The sequence below is a fragment of the Jeotgalibacillus sp. R-1-5s-1 genome, from assembly GCF_004405105.1.
Taxonomy (GTDB): Bacteria; Bacillota; Bacilli; order Bacillales; family Jeotgalibacillaceae; genus Jeotgalibacillus.
In genome coordinates, this window is record NZ_SORW01000002.1 from 335,398 (window position 1) to 354,479 (window position 19,082).

At 45.2% G+C, this 19,082-nt stretch carries 18 protein-coding genes; 1 reads left to right on the forward strand and 17 read right to left on the reverse strand.

Annotated elements, in window-relative coordinates; translation table 11 throughout:
• Positions 1 to 57 precede the first annotated feature (57 nt).
• The 5 genes from recG to E2491_RS01730 all read right to left on the reverse strand — a co-directional run bounded on the left by recG (position 58) and on the right by E2491_RS01730 (position 5,951).
• Entirely contained in the window at positions 58 to 2,130 is a 2,073-nt protein-coding gene (recG, locus tag E2491_RS01710) for an ATP-dependent DNA helicase RecG (protein WP_244093840.1), read from the reverse strand.
• Positions 2,102 to 2,989, reverse strand: a complete 888-nt coding sequence (gene sdaAA / locus E2491_RS01715; protein ID WP_134371903.1) for an L-serine ammonia-lyase, iron-sulfur-dependent, subunit alpha — start codon at positions 2,987 to 2,989, stop codon at positions 2,102 to 2,104. Before sdaAA ends, recG begins: the two co-directional genes overlap by 29 nt.
• A 36-nt stretch (positions 2,990 to 3,025) precedes the next feature.
• The gene (sdaAB, locus tag E2491_RS01720; protein WP_134371905.1) at positions 3,026 to 3,688 is read right to left on the reverse strand and encodes an L-serine ammonia-lyase, iron-sulfur-dependent subunit beta; all 663 of its coding nucleotides are present in this window, start codon (positions 3,686 to 3,688) and stop codon (positions 3,026 to 3,028) included.
• 227 nt (positions 3,689 to 3,915) lie between these two features.
• Positions 3,916 to 5,568 (reverse strand): DAK2 domain-containing protein, encoded by a 1,653-nt coding sequence (locus E2491_RS01725; RefSeq protein WP_134372266.1) that lies wholly within the window; start codon positions 5,566 to 5,568, stop codon positions 3,916 to 3,918.
• A gap of 20 nt (positions 5,569 to 5,588) precedes the next feature.
• Positions 5,589 to 5,951 (reverse strand): Asp23/Gls24 family envelope stress response protein, encoded by a 363-nt coding sequence (locus E2491_RS01730; protein WP_134371907.1) that lies wholly within the window; start codon positions 5,949 to 5,951, stop codon positions 5,589 to 5,591.
• 575 nt (positions 5,952 to 6,526) lie between these two features.
• Between E2491_RS01730 and rpmB the strand changes: the two genes are divergently transcribed.
• Positions 6,527 to 6,715: a 50S ribosomal protein L28 gene (rpmB, locus tag E2491_RS01735; RefSeq protein ID WP_134371909.1), complete on the forward strand. Its 189-nt coding sequence runs from the start codon at positions 6,527 to 6,529 to the stop codon at positions 6,713 to 6,715.
• A gap of 378 nt (positions 6,716 to 7,093) precedes the next feature.
• On the opposite strand, the gene spoVM is transcribed toward rpmB, so the two are convergent.
• From spoVM to rpoZ, 12 genes are all read right to left on the reverse strand, one after another.
• Positions 7,094 to 7,177, reverse strand: coding sequence for a stage V sporulation protein SpoVM (spoVM, locus tag E2491_RS17810; RefSeq protein ID WP_134372268.1), 84 nt, complete (start codon positions 7,175 to 7,177; stop codon positions 7,094 to 7,096).
• 15 nt (positions 7,178 to 7,192) lie between these two features.
• Positions 7,193 to 7,834, reverse strand: a complete 642-nt coding sequence (locus tag E2491_RS01745) for a thiamine diphosphokinase (protein ID WP_134371911.1) — start codon at positions 7,832 to 7,834, stop codon at positions 7,193 to 7,195.
• A gap of 78 nt (positions 7,835 to 7,912) precedes the next feature.
• Positions 7,913 to 8,566: a ribulose-phosphate 3-epimerase gene (gene rpe / locus E2491_RS01750; protein ID WP_208528023.1), complete on the reverse strand. Its 654-nt coding sequence runs from the start codon at positions 8,564 to 8,566 to the stop codon at positions 7,913 to 7,915.
• A gap of 4 nt (positions 8,567 to 8,570) precedes the next feature.
• Positions 8,571 to 9,452 carry a ribosome small subunit-dependent GTPase A gene (rsgA, locus tag E2491_RS01755; RefSeq protein ID WP_134371913.1) on the reverse strand — a complete coding sequence of 294 codons (882 nt, stop codon included), beginning with the start codon at positions 9,450 to 9,452 and terminating at the stop codon, positions 8,571 to 8,573.
• 14 nt (positions 9,453 to 9,466) lie between these two features.
• Positions 9,467 to 11,455, reverse strand: coding sequence for a Stk1 family PASTA domain-containing Ser/Thr kinase (gene pknB / locus E2491_RS01760; RefSeq protein WP_134371915.1), 1,989 nt, complete (start codon positions 11,453 to 11,455; stop codon positions 9,467 to 9,469).
• A complete protein-coding gene (locus tag E2491_RS01765) occupies positions 11,452 to 12,207 on the reverse strand; it encodes a Stp1/IreP family PP2C-type Ser/Thr phosphatase (protein ID WP_134371917.1) in 756 nt (251 codons plus the stop codon). Before E2491_RS01765 ends, pknB begins: the two co-directional genes overlap by 4 nt.
• A gap of 115 nt (positions 12,208 to 12,322) precedes the next feature.
• Complete coding sequence (rsmB, locus tag E2491_RS01770; RefSeq protein WP_134371919.1) at positions 12,323 to 13,666, reverse strand: 16S rRNA (cytosine(967)-C(5))-methyltransferase RsmB; 1,344 nt, start codon at positions 13,664 to 13,666, stop codon at positions 12,323 to 12,325.
• The gene (gene fmt, locus E2491_RS01775) at positions 13,659 to 14,597 is read right to left on the reverse strand and encodes a methionyl-tRNA formyltransferase (RefSeq protein ID WP_134371921.1); all 939 of its coding nucleotides are present in this window, start codon (positions 14,595 to 14,597) and stop codon (positions 13,659 to 13,661) included. Before fmt ends, rsmB begins: the two co-directional genes overlap by 8 nt.
• Positions 14,594 to 15,094, reverse strand: coding sequence for a peptide deformylase (gene def, locus E2491_RS01780; protein WP_371414445.1), 501 nt, complete (start codon positions 15,092 to 15,094; stop codon positions 14,594 to 14,596). Before def ends, fmt begins: the two co-directional genes overlap by 4 nt.
• A 3-nt stretch (positions 15,095 to 15,097) precedes the next feature.
• Positions 15,098 to 17,491, reverse strand: a complete 2,394-nt coding sequence (priA, locus tag E2491_RS01785) for a primosomal protein N' (RefSeq protein WP_134371925.1) — start codon at positions 17,489 to 17,491, stop codon at positions 15,098 to 15,100.
• The gene (coaBC, locus tag E2491_RS01790; RefSeq protein WP_244093841.1) at positions 17,488 to 18,696 is read right to left on the reverse strand and encodes a bifunctional phosphopantothenoylcysteine decarboxylase/phosphopantothenate--cysteine ligase CoaBC; all 1,209 of its coding nucleotides are present in this window, start codon (positions 18,694 to 18,696) and stop codon (positions 17,488 to 17,490) included. The genes priA and coaBC overlap by 4 nt, the downstream gene beginning before the upstream one ends.
• A 158-nt stretch (positions 18,697 to 18,854) precedes the next feature.
• Positions 18,855 to 19,082: a DNA-directed RNA polymerase subunit omega gene (rpoZ, locus tag E2491_RS01795; protein WP_134371929.1), complete on the reverse strand. Its 228-nt coding sequence runs from the start codon at positions 19,080 to 19,082 to the stop codon at positions 18,855 to 18,857.

Below are 19,082 nucleotides of genomic sequence, written 5' to 3' on the forward strand. Positions count from 1 at the left end.
AAAACTGAAAAACACCCTGTCCAAGCCTCTTTTATAAGGCTCAAACAAGGTGTCTGATTAATCAAGCTTACCTCCGCTGGTCACTCCTTCACTGTCGAGGTAGTCACGGAGAAAACGATATTCTTCTGCAGTCCAGAAGTCTTCCCGTTCCACAAGGTCATGAGCATCGGCACGTGCTGTTTCGAGCGCACGGTAATCATGCACCATGTCAGCAACGCGGAATTCCGGCAGACCGCTTTGTTTTCTTCCGAAAAAGTCTCCAGGTCCCCTCAGTTCCAGGTCCTTTTCACTCAATACAAAACCGTCATTTGTTTCAGTCATGATTTTCATCCGCTCTTTACCGACCTCATTTTTCGGGTCAGCCAGAAGAATACAGTAGGACTGATCCTGCCCGCGCCCTACGCGTCCTCGCAGCTGATGAAGCTGGGACAGTCCGAAACGTTCTGCATCATAAATGACCATGACAGAAGCGTTAGGTACGTTAACTCCGACCTCTACAACGGTCGTTGACACGAGGATGTGAGTGTCATTATCGGCAAATTTTTTCATCGCCTCTTCTTTTTCCTCTGAGTGCAGTCTTCCGTGCATAAGACCAACCTGAAAACGCCCATGAAAATACTGTTCAAGCTGAGAATGAACATCGATCGCATTTTGCACATCCAGCTTATCTGACTCCTCAATCAGCGGACAAATCACGTATGCCTGGCGGCCGGCTGCCAATTCCTTTTCAATAAAAGACAGGATCCTGCCAAGCATATTGTCCTTTACCCAGTAGGTTTCAATCGGCTTTCTCCCAGCCGGCATTTCATCAATAATGGACACGTCCATTTCTCCGAAAACCGTAATCGCAAGCGTCCTAGGGATCGGGGTAGCCGTCATGAACAGAACATCCGGATTCTCCCCTTTTTCTCTGAGAACTCTGCGCTGGTTAACGCCGAAGCGATGCTGTTCATCCGTAATCACCAGTCCGAGGCGGTGAAAGTCTACTTCATCCTGAATAAGGGCGTGTGTGCCAATCAGCAGATCAATTTCACCGGCTTTTAATTGTTCAAGCAGCAGTCTGCGTTTTTTTCCCTTTACGGAACTCGTTAAAAGTGCAATGGAGACATCTGTTTTCTCAAACAACTTGATGAGTGATTCAGCATGCTGTTCTGCCAGAATCTCTGTCGGAACCATAAGCGCTCCCTGATAGCCGTCTGTAATGGCAGCATAGAGGGCAATAGCTGCAACAACCGTTTTACCTGATCCAACGTCCCCCTGCAGGAGGCGATTCATCCTGTACGGAGACTTCAAATCATTAAACACTTCACGCAGCACCCTTTTTTGCGCACCCGTCAGCGGGAAAGGAAGTTCTTCTGTAAAGGTTTTAATGCTACCCGTGTCGTAATGAACAGAAATCCCCTCCGCATGCTCACGCTCATATTTTCTCAGCGCCTGCATTTTCAGCTGGAAATAAAAAAATTCTTCAAAAACAAAACGGCGCCTTGCCTGCTTCATTTCTTCAGGGTCTTCAGGGAAATGCATGGCTTTTAATGCAGCTGCACGATCCATCAGCTTATATTTCGTTAAATATGCTAAAGGAAGGGTCTCCTCCATCAAATCTCCATACTTGGAAATAGCGGCCTTTATGAACTTACGAAGTGACTGATTTGTAATATCACCTTTAAGCGGATAGACAGGGGCAAAGAGCTCGCGCTGCTCCCCCGGTCCAAGCTGAAAAGTCTGGGCCGTAATCATCTGGCGCTGCCTATCCCACTTTCCCGTTACGGTAATCTGGTCATTTAAACCGACCTTCTTTTTTAAGTATGGCTGATTAAAAAACGTCACTTTTACACTGTGTGGACCTGTTAAAAGTCTCATTGTCAGCCTTGATTTTTTTCTTCCGTAAAACTGAAGAGCCGGTTCACTATGAACCCGCCCCTCTACCGTAACTCTTTCTTCATGTGCTGCTTCTGACAAATCCTTCAACCGGAAATCATCATAGCGGAAAGGAAGATAGTTCATTAAATCCGCAATCGTGAAAATCCCAAGTGCGGCAAGTTGTAAAGCCGTTTCCTCTCCGACCCCTTTTATCACCGTTACCGGCTGGAGAAGTGGATGATCAGGATTTTTTATCAAGAGAGAATCCAAAAATCTTCGCCTCCAGCTCTCTGCCGGTTGGTGTTGCAGCCAGTCCTCCCATTGCGGTTTCACGTAAAGCTACCGGCATTGTTTGTCCTATTTTATACATCGCATCAATGACTTCATCACAAGGAATTCTGCTCGTAATCCCCGCAAGGGCCATATCTGCTGCCACCATTGCATTGGCTGCACCCATTGCATTTCTTTTTACGCACGGAACTTCCACCAGACCTGCTACAGGGTCACATACAAGCCCAAGCATGTTTTTCAGCGTGATCGCCATGGCTTCAGCACACTGCGACGGCGTACCTCCAGCCATTTCCACAATGGCTGCTGCAGCCATTCCTGATGCTGATCCTACTTCAGCCTGACAACCCCCTGCTGCTCCCGAAATAGAGGCATTGTTTGCTACAACAAAACCGAATGCGCCGGAGGTAAACAGAAATCTGATTTTCTCCTCACGTGAAGGGTTTAATTTATTCTGAACAGCAAACAGTGTTCCGGGCACTACCCCAGCTGATCCTGCCGTTGGTGTCGCACAAATTGTACCCATGGCAGCATTCACTTCATTCGTTGCCACTGCTTTACTGACAGCATCAAGTAATAGATCGCCTGATAATGATTTACCAGTTGCAATATATTTCTGAAGAAGCACTGCGTCTCCTCCTGTCAGTCCGGAGTGGGATTTCACACCCGCCAGGCCTCTCTCCACCGCTTCTTCCATGACCTTCAGGTTGCGTTCCATCTGGGCCAGAACTTCTTCTTTAGTCCGGTTTGTCACTTTTACTTCCTGTTCGATCATAATATCTGATATTTTTTTATTCTGACTCTCAGCCAGTTCAACTAATTCTGCTACATTACGAAACATCGTTGCCCCTCCTTTTATGTAAGCGCTATCACTTTTTTAATCAGCGATTTTCGTTACCTGCGTGACTTCTGGAAGCATTTTCAGCTTTTCAAGGACGATGTCTTCAACCGGCTCATCGACTTCGATCGTCATCAGCGCCATTTTACCAACATCCTGTCTTGAAACGTCCATAGAACCGATATTAATTTTATTTTCTGCCAGCACTTTTGAAACGGCTGCTACTGCACCAAAACGGTCCTCATGTACAACAAGAATTGCCGGATGATGTCCAGTTAACCTGAGTGCAAACCCATTCAGTTCGGTAATTTCAATCTTACCGCCACCGATCGATATGCCAACCAGCTCCATTTCACCATTCTGATCACCAAGTCTGATTCTGGCAGTGTTCGGGTGATCGGTAAGCGCTTCTTCTTCACGTATCTTAATTCTTATTCTCTTTTCACGTGCAATTTCCCTGGCCTGAATAATCCGCTCATCATCTGTCTCAAAATCCATGATTCCACCAATAATCGCCACATCTGTCCCGTGACCTTTATAAGTCTTTGCAAATGAACCGTAAAAAGAAATCGTTGCCCACTCAGGTTCCCGGCCGAAAAGCTCACGTGCCATTTTCCCGATCCTTGCTGCACCGGCTGTGTGTGATGATGATGGACCAATCATAACTGGACCGATAATATCAAAAACGCTTTTATATTTCATCTCATTTCGCTCCCTGATCTGACCTCGGTATTTTCAAAAAAATGAGGCTGGGATCACTCTGAATGGAGTTATTCCAGCCTCTTTTTTAACCCGGTGAGCTCCGCGCCTTGCAAGCTTACTGCCTCACCTGACAGAGAATTCAGCTGCGTCAGGATTAGCGGGATGCCGCCATGCACCACTCACCTTTTGTAGCATGTCCGGTAACTGGTTTTGCATATAACAGAATACTATTCTATTGAAACAATGTATGAATAAAGCGGCTGCTTTCCATTGTGTACTTCTACTTCAGCATCAGGATATTGCTCTTCAAGGTAAGCTGTCACTTCATTTACTTCTTCCTCCGGTGAATCTTCACCGTAAAGAAGTGTCACAATTTCAGCGTCCTCATCCATCATGTGAGCGAGCAGCTCCTTCACCGTATCAAAACGGCTGCTTCCTGACGTCACAATTTTACCTTCTGCAATACCCATATGATCGTCTTTTTTAATTGTAATCCCATCAATGGATGTGTCTCTCACCGCAAAAGTAACCTGTCCGGTTTTTACGGTTCCGAGCGCATCGGTCATAGTCTCTTTATTATCAGTCAGTTCACCGGCAGGATTGAAGGCAAGAATTGCAGCCATTCCCTGTGGAACTGATTTTGACGGCACGACAACAGCATCCATTTCAACAACCTCAGCTGCCTGTTCCGCCGCCATAATAATATTTTTGTTATTAGGCAGGATAATGACCTTTTCAGCATGTGCTTCTTCAATTGCCTTCACGATATCCTCAGTACTCGGATTCATTGTCTGACCGCCTTCAATAACGCTTGTCGCTCCGATACTTCTGAATAACTCGGCAATGCCTTCACCCATGGAAACAGTAATAATCGCATACGGTTGTTTTTCAGCCGGCTTTTTCTTTTCAACCCGATGATCTGAACCAACGATTTCAGTATGCTGTTCACGCATATTTTCAATCTTGATCTTAATCAGGCTTCCATACAACTGACCCTGCGAAAGTGCTTTCCCAGGCTGTTCCGTGTGAATATGTACTTTCGCCATTTCATCATCAGAAATTACAAGCAGTGAATCACCAAGCTCGCTTAGCTCTTCACGGAAAGTTAATTCATCAAAAGAAGCCTTATCTTCTTCAAGCTTCACCATAAACTCAGTACAATATCCAAATTCAATATCTTCTGTGTTCATAAAGCCCTGAACCCCGATATGATGCTCTGCGCTCACAAGCTCGTCCATTGACGGTGCAACTGGAGCGTCTGGAATTTCTTCACCCTTCAGCTCGGCAAGAAATCCTTCATATACATGAACAAGTCCCTGGCCGCCACTGTCAACAACACCAACTTCTTTCAGAACAGGGAGCAGATCCGGTGTGCGTTTTAAAGAGGCTTTCGCTTCTTTTACGACAGCTTCCATCAGCCCGATTAAGTCCTCTTCAGTTTCAGCTGTTTCCACTGCCTGCTTCGCAGCATCCTTTGCAACAGTCAGGATCGTTCCTTCAACCGGCTTCATCACCGCTTTATAAGCAGAAACCACACCTGCATCCAGAGCTGCAGCAAATTCTTTTGTATTAAGGGTTGCTTTATTTTCAATCGATTTTCCAAATCCCCGGAACAGCTGTGAAAGAATTACGCCTGAATTTCCGCGTGCTCCCATCAGCAATCCTTTTGAAAGAGCCCCCGCTACTTTCCCGATGTGTTCATCCACATTGTTTTTAACCTCTTTGGATCCGGAGGTCATGGATAAGTTCATATTTGTTCCTGTATCACCGTCCGGTACAGGAAATACATTTAACGCGTCGACTTTATCTGCGTTATTAGATAAATTTGCAGCCCCCTGAAAAATCATACCTGCAAACTTTTTACCGTCCAATTCTTTCATGTTCACAAAACGTTCCTCCTCTACAGGTTCGTCACCCTGACTCCCTGAACAAAAATATTGACTGCTTCAACTGAAAGCCCAACAGTTTTATCAAGTGTGTATTTTACAGATGACTGTACGTTGTGAGCAACTTCCGAAATTTTCGTTCCATAGCTTACAATAATATACATATCAATCGAAACTTTATCGCCATCCTGACGCACAATGACGCCGCGGGTAAAATTTTCACGTCTTAATATATCGGTGAGCCCGTCCCTGATCTGGTGTTTGGACGCCATGCCGACGATGCCATAACATTCAATTGCCGCTCCACCGGCAACCATTGCGATCACTTCATTCGAAATATCGATCTGTCCATATTTAGTCGTTAATTCAATCGACATACCTTGCTCCCCCTTTAAATACTGTTTTGGCTACAGATATTTTACTATACTATAGCTGTGATTAAAAGATAAACAGCGATTACAGGCATTTATTAAGAAATTCATTCATTTTTTATCCCTTTATTAGAATCTAAGTAAATAATGTGTATATGTATCAAAGAGCCGTGCCGGGGCATTCCTTCGCTTTCCTTTGTCTAGCTGTGGCGACTAGCCCCTCGAGGTCATAAGTCAAAGCTGAACGAGGGTATAGGGCGACCCTCTTTTCATCTTCGCCTTATGCTTGTCGGGGCTGGACGAGTCGCCTCCGCTTTTCCAAGGCCGCGCGGTGAGCCAGCTAATGCTCCGCATTACGCTGTCTCACCTGTCGCTCCTCTGCCGCAGGAGTCTACGGAATGCCCCGGCACTCAATTTAAGCAAAAAGCAATTACTTGTCTGTAAAGCAAAAAAACTTGATAGATCATTTAATTTTTATTGCATAATAAAAACACATGTGATAAATTAGATAAAGTGTGATTGACTAAGTGAAAGATTGAAACGAATATGTTTTCAGCTTCATTTGTGAGGAGGGGAATAGAATGGCAAAACAATGTGTTGTAACAGGTCGTAAAACACGTACTGGTAACGCTCGTTCCCACGCGATGAACGCTAACAAGCGTACATGGGGCGCAAACCTTCAGAAGGTTCGTATTCTTGTTGATGGTAAGCCTAAGCGTGTTTGGGTTTCAGCTCGCGCGCTGAAGTCTGGTAAAGTAGAACGCGTTTAATAAATGGAATGAAAAAGACGAGGAGATGCTCCTCGTCTTTTTTGAGTTGTTTTATCTATAAACCGGGCCGGAATTTCCCCCTTCGCTTTCCATTGTCAAGCTACGACGACTAGCCCCTCGAGGTCATAAGGCGAAGCTGAACGAGTCGTCACCGCTTTTTTATGGCCGGGCGTTGAACCCGCTGTGCTTCGCACAGCGGGTTCAACTGTCCTTTTCCGCCATCGGAGTCTTCGGGGAAAATCAGGCCCTATGTTTATTCGATGACCGCCACTTTTATATTGCTAAGACTTTGCTACCCTACATTTTGCATTTGTCTGTAAAAAGGCAGCCTAAGGATGGCACAAACATTTTTCAAACCTGTTGAATCATTCAAAAAAATTAAGCCTGTTTTTTAATGAGGCTTAAGAAACCTCTTACCATTCCTCCGAGCATCCGTGGCAGCTTAATTGAGTAGAACCGCATGCAGATCCCTCCGCTTCATTGATCTTTACTTCTTACGATCATTAATATGCCGCTTTGAAAAGAAATAGACGCGTGATCTTCAATTATTTCGTTGCTGATTGTTAAGGTGCTTCCGTAAACGGCTCTATGGTCTTTGAGTGGATATTTAACGCCTATTAATGTCAGACCTTCGATTGAAGCGCTGAATGGAATAACGGATATGTAGCGGTAAGCATGGTCATTGTCAATCAGGATTTCCCCCGGATCATGGATTGAAATCAGATTTTGATCATCCATTATTTTTACTGACTTTTGATATTTCCTGACTTTGTCGTGAAGAAGGAGCTGAATGTTTCCAAAAAAATGATCAAGCCTTCCACCTGTTACGCCAATCATCACGATATCCTCCTGTTGATCCAGCGCCCATTCCAGGGCCATTTCCATATCCGTCATATTTTTCTCAGGATTAGCTCTGTCAATCCGATTGACTGTTTTTTCAATCAGGTTCCACTCTTGTTGGGTGACAGAGTCAAAATCACCAAATGCTGCTTCCGGTGTGATTCCTTCATTTAGCAGATTGACTGTGCCCCGATCAATACCAGCCCACCTTGTCCTTGGATGGCTAAAGGAGTGGATAAGCTCTTTGGATATTTCTGACCCTCCTGTTAAAACGATCATCTGATTCACCTCGGTTAACATAATAATAATATTGTTATTCGCTATTATGCGAAAAGCCGCCCTTAGGCGGCTTTTCATTTATTTTGCTGATCTTTTTAACTTATTGATGGCCTCTTCTTTGTTTTCACTTCCGTAAATGTATGAACCGGCTACTGCCACATCCACACCTGCTTCAACGGCTGACTGGATAGTCTGATCGTTAATTCCACCATCTACTTCAATTTCATATGTGAATTGATGGTTTTCCCTCAGTGTCTTTAATTCTCTGACCTTCGACAATGCTTCGGGTATAAATGCCTGTCCACCAAAGCCGGGATTGACAGTCATGACAAGTACAAGGTCGACTTCAGCAAGGATATGCCTGATGGATTCAACCGGCGTATGCGGGTTAATCACAACGCCAGGTTTTACACCCGCGTTTTTAATCATTTGAAGCGTGCGATGCAAATGTTTTGTTGCTTCAACATGAACAGAAATAATATCTGCTCCAGCCCGTGCAAATTCCTCCACATAACGTTCTGGCTGTTCAATCATCAGATGAACGTCCAGTGTCATAGCTGTAACCGGACGGACAGCCTCTACGATCAGTGATCCAAAGGAAATGTTCGGAACAAACATGCCATCCATTACATCAATATGAATGTAGTCAGCTCCTGCTTTTTCTACTGCTTTTACTTCCTCTCCCAGTCTTGAAAAATCAGCTGATAGAATGGAAGGTGCAATCTTCACCATAATTTCAGTACCTCGGCTTTCTTGATTTAATTTCCTCATGAAACTGCTGGTAATGCTGATATCGATATTCCTTTATTTCACCTTTATCCACGTATTCCTTTACTGCACACTTTGGTTCATTCAGATGCAGACACCCTCTGAACTTGCAGTCATCAGAAGCTTTCACCATTTCGGGGAAACAAAGCGGCAGCTGGTCTACTTCGAGTTCAGTAAATTCAAGTGCACTAAAACCCGGCGTATCCGCTACAAACCCGCTTCCGATTCCGATTAATTCTACGTGTCTAGTCGTATGTTTTCCTCTTCCAAGAGAATTTGAGATGGCATCTGTCTTCAGCTCAAGAGCAGGGTTCAGCGCATTCAAAATGGATGATTTTCCGACACCTGACTGACCCGCAAAAACCGTTACCTGATCCTCAAGCCAGGGCTTCAACTGATCCATTCCATCCTCCCATTTAGCTGAGGATAAAATGACCGGATAGCCGATCTTTCGGTAATCCTCTGCAAACCGGTTAATTCTTTCTGTCTGTTCGTCGTTTAACAGATCCATCTTCGAGATACAAATCACCGGATCAATGTCATGACTTTCAACGAGCACAAGGAACCGGTCAAGCAGTGAAGTGCTGAAATCAGGTTCAATAGCTGAAAATACGAGAACTGCCTGATCAATGTTTGCAATAGGCGGCCGGACGAGTTCATTTTTTCTCGATTTCAGATCAAGGATATAGCCTTCCTGGTCATTTTCAGCCTGATATTCAACATAATCACCTACAAGCGGTGTCAGTTTCTGCTTACGAAAAACGCCTCGTCCTCTACACTGAATGACCCTTTCTTCATCCTTAACATAATAAAAGCCGCTCAGCGCTTTCATGATTTTACCTTCTGGCATACACACGCTCCTTTTTACTGGTTTTCTTCATAGGAAATTGAATCTTCCAAAATCACTTCACCATTACGTTCAATCCGGTAAGATCCGGTCTGTCCCTGCTCTATGACAAGCCTTAAAGACCTTTCAACCGTCTCTGTGATGGTAAACTCTTCTGAAGGCTCGTCCATCGTACGATCTCTGTCTGCAATGTAGATTGTAATCGTTTGCGGCTCAGGATCACCAGGCACCTCTGGAGGATCTTCTCCCTCTGCCGGTTCCTCTGGCTGCGCATACTCGATCACAACAGGCACAACGACATTATTTACAAGTGCAGGTTCAGCCCCCCGTGATACGACAACGGTCACCTGACCGCCGACGGCAAGCTCTGTTCCCGGTTCAGGATTTTGTGAAATGACGCCTCCTGCTGCAATCTCATCAGAGTACTCTTCCCTTGTTACCGAGACCGTTAAACCGCTTTCTTCTTCAAATGCCTGCAGCTCTTCTTCCGTTAAACCGGTCAGGTCGGGTACTCCGGACATTTGTGGTCCCATGCTGATCGTCACAGTAAACTCTGTTTCACTCGGTATAACCATATCGCCTTCCTCAGGATCCTGATCAATGATCGTTCCTGCAGGCGCATCATTATACTCTTCTTCCTCAACAATATTTTCAAAGCCTGCATCACGGATCAGTTGTTCGGTATTATCGAAGTTCCTGCCAATATAACCGTCCACTTCAACGGATTCTTTTCCGCTGCTCACTACAAGATTAACCGGTTCACCTGACTCGAGTGTCCGGGTCGCTTTTGGCGAACTCCTTAAAACGGTTTCCTCAGGTACTTCATCATTTGATTCATAGGTGATTTCACCAACTGTCAGACCGCTTTCTTCAATAATTGTTTCTGCATCTTCCAGTGCCTCACCTACTACATCCGGTACCTGAATTCTTTCAGGACCAAACATACCCATCGCGGCCATGACACCTGCTGTCCCGAGTAAAAACAGGATGACAAGTGCCGTGATCCACGGCCATTTTCTGCGTTTCTTCTTTTCTTTATCTTTAACAGGTGGACTTACGACCGTTTTCTGGGCTTCTACCGGTTTTGTATGCTGTATTTCTTCTAGCGGAAGCCTGTTTTTAATTGCAGGGATTGCCATTGTCGCGTCAAGGTCGGGCTCTACCGTAAACATCGGCTCATTTTCCCTGCTGATATCAAGCACGGTTTTCAAATCATCGTACATTTCATCAGCACTGCGGTATCGGTAAAATTCATCCTTAGCAGTTGATTTCAGTATGACATTCTCCACACTCTGAGGAAGATCTGTAATATAGGATGACGGATGTGGCAGCTCAGACTGCAAATGCTTCAGCGCAATTGAAATCGCAGACTCACCTTCAAATGGAAGGCGGCCGGTAATCAGTTCGTACATAACGATACCGAGTGAATAAATATCTGACTTTTTCGATGCTGTGCCACCTCTTGCCTGTTCCGGAGAAAGGTAGTGGACCGTTCCCATGACTGAATTCGTCTGAGTCATCGCAGTTGCGCTCAGCGCCATCGCAATACCGAAATCCGTAATTTTTACAGTACCGTCACGGTCAATCAATATGTTCTGCGGTTTTATATCACGGTGAATAATACCATTGTGATGTGCGTGTGAGATCGCTGATGTGAGCTGCGACATGATCTTCACTGCATCCTCTAAAGAAACCGGAGAAAATTCTTTAATGTATTCTTTCAGCGTCATGCCTTCAACATATTCCATGACGAGATAATAGTAGTCATCTTCATCCCCGACATCGTACATACTGACAATGTTCGGGTGCGCCAGACTTGTTGCTGACTGGGCCTCACGCTGAAACCGTTTCAGCATATCGCCGTCGCCAACATAATCCAGCCTCAGCATCTTGACCGCTACATCACGGTTTAAAATCATATCGTGAGCCAGATAGACATTTGCCATCCCGCCGCTTCCAATAGTCCGGATGATTTTATAGCGATCGTTTAACCGTTTTCCGATCATACAAGATCCCCACCTTCATCTTCCGGATAGGCAATGACAGCCAGCGTAATGTTATCTTCCCCGCCCTTGTCATTCGCCAGGTCAATAAGCTGCTCAGCCGTTTTGGCAAGGGATGTGGACTGTTTAATGGAATACAGCATTTCCTGATCCGATACCTTATTTGACAGACCGTCAGAGCAGAGCAGAATCGTATAGCCTTCCTCTGCAGATACAGTCTTTAAAGCCGGATTGATGAAACCCTTTGATCCAAGAGCCTTTAACAGGACGTTTCTTTTTGGATGATGTTCAGCATCCTGCTTTGAAATTTCGCCTGATTGCACTAACGCATTGACAAAGGAATCATCCTCAGTAATTTGGGATACCCGCTCTTCTGTAATGAGATATCCTCTGCTGTCCCCTACGTTTGCTACCGTGACAAATTCATCCGTGCACAAGGCAGCAACAATTGTTGTCCCCATCCCTCTGCATTCCTCATTCAGATCGGAATACGCTGAGAGACTGCTGTTAATTTCTTCAATGGTCTGCTTCAGCCATTCTTCGGCTTCCACCGCGCGACGTATGGAGGGAGCTGCCCGCCACTTCCGGGATATGATTTCGACCGTCATTTTACTGGCCACATCACCGGCACGATGCCCGCCCATTCCATCAGCTACTACTGCCAGTAAAGCCCCGTCTGATTTACGGTAAATGCCACCGGAGTCTTCATTCAACTGTCGTACTTTACCTCTGTCGCTTTTAAAAATCGCTTCCATTTTCCACCCCGTCCCTGATCTTACACGGCCTTGGATTCAGCGACCGCATTGTCTCTATATAGCAAGGTTCCAAAACAATTAAATTGTTAATATTATCGTATCATCAGTCAGTGACTCAGTCAGTAACCGCTGCTTTTTTCCTGAATTTCGCGATAAAAAAACCGTCTCCTCCAAAGTCCTGAGGGAAGATCTGCAGCATTTCATCTGTCACGAGACTCCGTACTGCTTCCGGCAGAGATTCCGGCATGACAAGCTCCATTTCAGGATGTTTTGTCAAAAACGCCAAAACAGTCCCTTCATTCTCCGAGCGATCAACCGTACAAGTACTGTAGACAAGTGTGCCACCTTTTTTCAGGCTATTGACAGCAGCATCAAGCAGTTCAAGCTGGATTTTTGAAAGCGCATTGAGATCCTGTTCTGATTTGGCGTATTTGATATCCGGTTTCTTTCTCATCACACCGAGCCCGCTGCACGGAGCATCTACAAGGATCCGGTCAAATGTAAGATCAGGAAATTTCTCCTGAAGCTTTCGCCCGTCAAGTGCATGGGTTTCAATGATAGAAAGACCCAATCTTGCAGCCGCCTCATTAATCAGTTTGACTTTATGTTCATGAAGGTCCAGTGAAATGAGACGACCCTGATTATTCATCTTTTCAGCAATATGGGCAGATTTCCCGCCGGGAGCAGCACACATATCAAGAATTATCTCACCTGATACAGGATCCAATGCTTCTGCTACAAGCATAGAACTTTCATCCTGAACGGATAGCTCCCCACGTTTATATGAGTCAGTATGTGCAATATTCCCCCGTTTTACCTGAATGCCTGCAAGTGCTATTTCGCTCTTTTCCGCTTCAATTCCTTCTTTTGCGAGGTTTTCGATTGCCTCTTCCCGGGTCAGTCTGGTCAAATTTACTCTCGCAGTCTGAACAGGTGCCAGAAGATTTTTTTCACACATGGCACGTGTTTTTTCATGCCCGAACTGCTCTGTCCAGCGCGCAACAAGCCATATCGGGTGACTCGTTTCAATGGCTAACCGTTCTAGGGGATCTTGAATGTCTTCAATGCTTCTGACCCCTTCACGCTGAATGGACCTGAGCACACCATTTACCATTCCGGAAATACCTTTGTGTCCTTTTTTCTTAGCGATTTCCACTGCTTCATGAATGGCCGCCCGCTCAGGCACCCTGTCGAGGTACAGCATCTGATACAGGCTGAGACGAAGAAGATTGCGTACCCACCCCTCCACTTTCTTCTTAAGAAATGGTTCCAGGTAATAGTCAAGCGTCATTTTCCGCTGGATCGTACCGTACGTAACTTCTGTTAACAGTCCTGTATCTTTCGGATTAATGGCGAACTTTTTTATCGCGTGGTTTAGCAGAAGGTTACTGTAGGACTGATTTTTATCAATCTGATCGAGGATATGAAGAGCGGCTTCTCTCGTTGCGTGTTTACTCATCTTTACCAGCCTTCTCCCCAATTTTGACTTCAGATCCTCTCAGAAAATCCGCTGCGCTCATTTTTTTCTTACCGGACGGCTGCAGCTCTGTGACCAGAATGGCTTCTTCATTAGCTGAAGCAAAAGTGATGCCTTCGGCTGAAACCGCAATGACTTCACCCGGCTTCCCATTTCCTTTAACAAGCTCTGCACTCAACACTTTCATTGTTTTATCTCTAAATACAGTATAGGCAACAGGCCATGGGTAAAGTCCGCGAATCTGATTAAAAATTTCACGTCCTGATCGATTCCAGTCAATCAGTTCTTCTTCTCTTTTAATATTCCACGCAAAAGTTGCTTTTTCATGATCCTGTGGCACTCTTTCCGCTTTTCCTTCCACGATCAGAGGCAGTGTTTCCGAAAGAAGCGCCGCGCCCGCCGCACTCAGTTTGTCATGCAGCGTGCCAACATGATCTGCGTCTGTGATTTCAACTTTCTTCTGACTGATCATATCTCCCGCATCCAGCTTTTCTGCCATATGCATAATCGTAATACCAGTCTCTTTATATCCTCTGATAATCGCATGATGAATCGGCGCACCACCTCTGAGATCAGGTAAGAGAGATGCATGTACATTGATGCAGCCGAGAGGAGGTGCTTCAAGAAGTTCATTCGGCAGCAGTTGACCAAAAGCAGCTGTTATAATCAAATCCGGCTGTAAGGCAATAATATCTGCCAGCTCCTGTGATCCCTTCAGCTTTTCAGGCTGAATAACAGGGATATCGTGCTCCAGCGCTGCCTTCTTCACAGGTGGTGGAGTCAGTATTCTTTTGCGTCCTACAGGGCGGTCCGGCTGTGTTACAACCGCTTTTACATGGTATCCATCTTTTATAATCTGTTCTAAAACCGGAACGGAAAATTCAGGCGTTCCCATAAAAATAACTGATGTCATTCTTCCTCATATCCTTCCAGTTCTTCTTCTTTTACATATTTAATGACTTTTGAAGTGAATAATACACCTTCAAGATGATCTGCTTCGTGCTGAATCGCACGAGACAAATAGCCATCTGCTTCAAGCGTGAACTCTTTGCCGTGACGGTCCTGTGCAGTCAGTCTGATTTTATCCGGTCTTTTCACTTCACCGAAAATGCCCGGGAAGCTTAAGCATCCCTCAACTTCCGTTTCCTCCCCGGAAAGCACGTCAATTTTCGGATTCATCATTTCAATAATGCCTGATTCATCATCGAGATAGACGATCGCAGCCTGCTTCAGCACGCCTGCCTGAGGAGCAGCAATACCGATCCCGTCATGCTCCATCATCAAATCAAAAAGGTCATCCAGAAAATCATGTAGCTCCTGGTTAAACTCCGTTACTTCTTCACATTTCGTTTCCAGTCTCTCATCAGGAGATGTAACAATCTTTAATTCAGTCAAAGTAAAATCCTCCATCATTTACATCATCATGTATGGCTGAACATCAATCTGAATCGTCACAGCATCTTTCCCTGATGATGCGTACTGATCCATGATTTTTTTCAAAAGCGGTTTCAGCTCCGGTTCATTTTTATATTTCACAATACATTGATAACGGTATTTGTTTTGTATCCGGGCAATAGGTGAGGCAACAGGGCCAAGCACAATTGCCTGGTTAGACAGGTTTCTTTCTAAGATTCCCGCAATCTCACTGCAGACAGCGGCCACTTTATTGACATTTTCATGGCTCAGTGTAATCAGTGATAAGTAATAAAAAGGCGGGTATTGCGCAATTTTACGCATCACCATCTCTTTTTGATAAAACCATTCAAAATTCTGTGATTTGGCAAGTTCTATGGAAAAATGCTCAGGTGTATACGTCTGAATCACAACCTCACCAGGCTTTTCATGTCTTCCTGCACGACCGCTTACCTGAGTCAGCAGCTGAAACGTTTTTTCGGAAGCTCTGAAATCCGGTAAATGAAGCATCGTGTCCGCGCTGAGAACGCCAACAAGCGTGATGTTTGGAAAATCAAGCCCTTTCGCAATCATTTGGGTTCCGAGCAGAATATCCGCCTCTCCGCGTCCGAATGCATCAAGCAGTTTTTCATGGGAACCTTTCCGTGAGGTTGTGTCCACGTCCATCCGGATCGTTCTGGCCTGTGGCAGCAGCTTAACAAGCTCCTCTTCCACTTTTTGAGTACCTGTTCCGAAATAACGGATATGCTCACTCGTACACTCCGGACAAATCTCCGGCACATGTTCTTCATGTCCACAGTAATGACATTTCATTGATTCCTTAAACCGGTGATAGGTCAGTGATACCTCGCAATGCGGACATTGCATAACAGTTCCGCAATCTCTGCACATAATAAATGAAGAGTGTCCTCTGCGGTTCAAAAAGAGGACAACCTGCTCTTTTTTTTCAAGTCTCTCCTCTATTTTAGCGAGGAGCTCTCTTGAAAACATGGAACGGTTCCCATCACGCAACTCTTCACGCATATCCACAACCTGTACCTCAGGCATCTCCTGTTTATTCATCCGGTATTGAAGCTTTAACAGCTCATAGTTCCCTTTTTGTGCTCTGGCAAAGCTTTCAAGAGAAGGTGTTGCACTGCCTAAAATAACCGGGCAATCATGACGTATACTCCGCTCAATCGCCACATCCCTTGCATGATATCTCGGCGCATCCTCCTGTTTATAGCTCGTTTCATGCTCTTCATCAATAATGATGACACCGATTTTTTCAAAAGGTGCAAAAATAGCAGACCGAGCACCTACGACCACGTTCACTTCACCACGATGTATTTTTCTCCACTCATCGTACTTTTCACCTTGTGAGAGGCCGCTGTGCATCACGGCAACCTGGTCCCCAAACCTTCCTTTGAAGCGCTGAACCATCTGAGGTGTCAGAGAGATTTCAGGCACGAGCATAATGGCCTGCCTCCCCTGCTTTAACACCTGGTCAATCGTCTGAAGATAAATTTCAGTTTTCCCGCTCCCTGTCACACCATGTAACAGAAACGTTCGCTGCTGGTAGCTGTTAACCGTTTCTAGAATCGGTTTGATCGCCTGCTTTTGATCATCTGTCAGCTGAAAATGACCGGTCCGTTCAAATTCCCTGTGCTCAAACGGATCACGATAGGCTTCCACGTGTTCCTCCAGGAGGTATCCCTTATCAACCAGCGATTTTAACGTAGCGGCTGTTGCTCCGGACGCTTCCTGGAGCGCTGCAGAGGTCATTGTGCCACCTTCAGCACGCAGCGATTCAATCACTTTTCTCTGCCGTTCAGCATTTTTGGAAAGAGCTGCAATGATGGCTTCACTATTTTGTGCCAGCTTAAAAATACGTTCTTTTTTAATGGTACCTTTTCTTTTAACAAGGTATTTCAACTCAGACTTTCCTTCACTGACAAGCTTTTGCAGATCTTTTAATAATCCATTTGTTAAAGCCGTTTTCCACGGCAAAGGGTTTTCCCTATGGAAGTGTGACTGCAATGCCTCCGGAAGACTATTCAAGTCGGTCAGCGGGACAAATACCTTATCATATTTTGCCTTCATGGCAGCCGGCAGCATAACCTGAAGTGCGGAGATTCTATAGCACATCGTCTCTTTTGTCATCCAGTCAGATAGAGAAAGCAGTTCATCGTTTAATACCGGAATAATGTCAACAGCCTCTTCGATCTTTTTTAACTGGTCGAACGATGATCTCTCCTTCACATCCAGTACAAACCCCTGAATTTTCCTCGGACCAAAAGGCACAACAACGCGCATTCCTTTTTGGACAACAGATTCCAGATGTTCAGGAATTAAATAGTCAAACGCGCGGTCCGTCTGCTTTGCAGGTACATCAACGATGACAGATGCGATCATTCCTGATGTTCCTTTATCAATCTGGTGATTTCTGCGATCAATGCATCTGCAACATCGGACTTGGACTGTAGGGGCAGTGGCTGCATCTCACCGTTCCGATGAAAGATCGTTACGATATTCGTTTCCGTCCCGAAGCCTGCACCTTCTGCTGTAATATCGTTTCCGACTATCAGGTCAGCATTTTTTACTGTCAGCTTCTTTTTTGCATATTCCTCAAGGTTGTCCGTTTCTGCTGCAAAGCCGATTAAAATCTGATCTTTTTTCCGTTCACCGAGTGTTTTCAGGATGTCTTTTGTGCGCTCAAACTCAACCGTCAGCGTTCCATCCTGTTTTTTCATTTTCCTGTCGCTGGTGAAAACAGGACGGTAATCCGCTACAGCTGCACTTTTGATGACAATATGACTGTCATCAAAACGGCTGACAACCGCTTCATACATTTCCTGTGCTGTTATGACATTCACAACTGTTACTCCTGCGGGAGGTGTCAGGTTTACCGGACCGGATACGAGCGTAACATCCGCTCCCGCTTCAGCGGCTTTCGCTGCGATGGCATATCCCATTTTACCGGATGAATGGTTGGTAAAAAACCGGACGGGGTCAAGCTGTTCCCTCGTTGGTCCTGCCGTAATGACTACTTTTTTCCCTGCAAGCGGCCCGGATTGACTTTTAGAAAAACGGCTGATCACTAAGTCGGTGATTTTTTCAGGCTCCTCAAGTCTCCCTTTTCCAACGTATCCGCATGCTAAAAAGCCTTCTGACGGTTCAATAAACCGGACGCCCATCTCATGAAGTGTCTGGATATTCTTTTTCACTGCAGGATGATCATACATATGTACATTCATCGCAGGCGCAGCCCATACTTCAGCTGTAGTTGCAAGCAGCGTGGTCGTTACCATATCATCAGCAATTCCGTTTGCAAGCTTTCCAAGGACATTTGCTGTTGCCGGTGCAATAAGGACAAGGTCAGCCCAATCTGCAAGGTCGATATGGGCGATTTTAGAAGAGTCTTTTTCATCGAAGGTGTCATAAAACACATCATTGCGGGACATGGCCTGAAACGTGAGCGGCGTGACAAACTCCATGGCACTATCAGTCATGATCACTTTCACATTAAACCCCGCCTGACTTAACTTGCTTGTCAGCGCTACTGCTTTATATACTGCAATTCCACCTGTTACACAGAGAAGAATATTTTTCGAATTCAACGTGCCCATCTCCCTATTTTTTCTGATACACCCATTATGAAGGAAACAGTAAAAGATTTCACTTCATACGGACAACTTTCAACAGAAGAATACACGCTGTGACATCTCCTTATTCAAAATTGCCCGGTCCAACAAAAAAACAACCGGAGTGGTTGTTTTTATTTTTCGTCCTCGTATTCAATTCCTTCCTGCGGCGTCTTCATGACAAGATGACCTGCAGCAATTTCCTCAAGTGCCTGACCGACAAACTTTACAGAATGATAAGAATCAAGCGTACCCTGATCTCCTTTTTCCTGCATGTTACGTGCGCGTTTTGCCGCCACACTTACTAATGAATACTTTGAATCAATGTTTTTTCTTAACGCATCAGATGATGGATACAACAT

What these genes read in the sequence shown, in the direction of transcription:
- sdaAA (WP_134371903.1), bottom strand. Translation starts at nt 2,989, where the DNA reads ATGTTTCGTAATGTAGCAGAATTAGTTGAACTGGCTGAGAGTCAGAAT.
- sdaAB (WP_134371905.1), bottom strand. Translation starts at nt 3,688, where the DNA reads ATGAAATATAAAAGCGTTTTTGATATTATCGGTCCAGTTATGATTGGT.
- E2491_RS01725 (WP_134372266.1), bottom strand. Translation starts at nt 5,568, where the DNA reads ATGAAAGAATTGGACGGTAAAAAGTTTGCAGGTATGATTTTTCAGGGG.
- E2491_RS01730 (WP_134371907.1), bottom strand. Translation starts at nt 5,951, where the DNA reads ATGTCGATTGAATTAACGACTAAATATGGACAGATCGATATTTCGAAT.
- rpmB (WP_134371909.1), top strand. Translation starts at nt 6,527, where the DNA reads ATGGCAAAACAATGTGTTGTAACAGGTCGTAAAACACGTACTGGTAAC.
- spoVM (WP_134372268.1), bottom strand. Translation starts at nt 7,177, where the DNA reads ATGCGGTTCTACTCAATTAAGCTGCCACGGATGCTCGGAGGAATGGTA.
- E2491_RS01745 (WP_134371911.1), bottom strand. Translation starts at nt 7,834, where the DNA reads ATGATCGTTTTAACAGGAGGGTCAGAAATATCCAAAGAGCTTATCCAC.
- rpe (WP_208528023.1), bottom strand. Translation starts at nt 8,566, where the DNA reads ATGGTGAAGATTGCACCTTCCATTCTATCAGCTGATTTTTCAAGACTG.
- rsgA (WP_134371913.1), bottom strand. Translation starts at nt 9,452, where the DNA reads ATGCCAGAAGGTAAAATCATGAAAGCGCTGAGCGGCTTTTATTATGTT.
- pknB (WP_134371915.1), bottom strand. Translation starts at nt 11,455, where the DNA reads ATGATCGGAAAACGGTTAAACGATCGCTATAAAATCATCCGGACTATT.
- E2491_RS01765 (WP_134371917.1), bottom strand. Translation starts at nt 12,207, where the DNA reads ATGGAAGCGATTTTTAAAAGCGACAGAGGTAAAGTACGACAGTTGAAT.
- rsmB (WP_134371919.1), bottom strand. Translation starts at nt 13,666, where the DNA reads ATGAGTAAACACGCAACGAGAGAAGCCGCTCTTCATATCCTCGATCAG.
- fmt (WP_134371921.1), bottom strand. Translation starts at nt 14,597, where the DNA reads ATGACATCAGTTATTTTTATGGGAACGCCTGAATTTTCCGTTCCGGTT.
- def (WP_371414445.1), bottom strand. Translation starts at nt 15,094, where the DNA reads ATGGAGGATTTTACTTTGACTGAATTAAAGATTGTTACATCTCCTGAT.
- priA (WP_134371925.1), bottom strand. Translation starts at nt 17,491, where the DNA reads ATGATCGCATCTGTCATCGTTGATGTACCTGCAAAGCAGACGGACCGC.
- rpoZ (WP_134371929.1), bottom strand. Translation starts at nt 19,082, where the DNA reads ATGTTGTATCCATCATCTGATGCGTTAAGAAAAAACATTGATTCAAAG.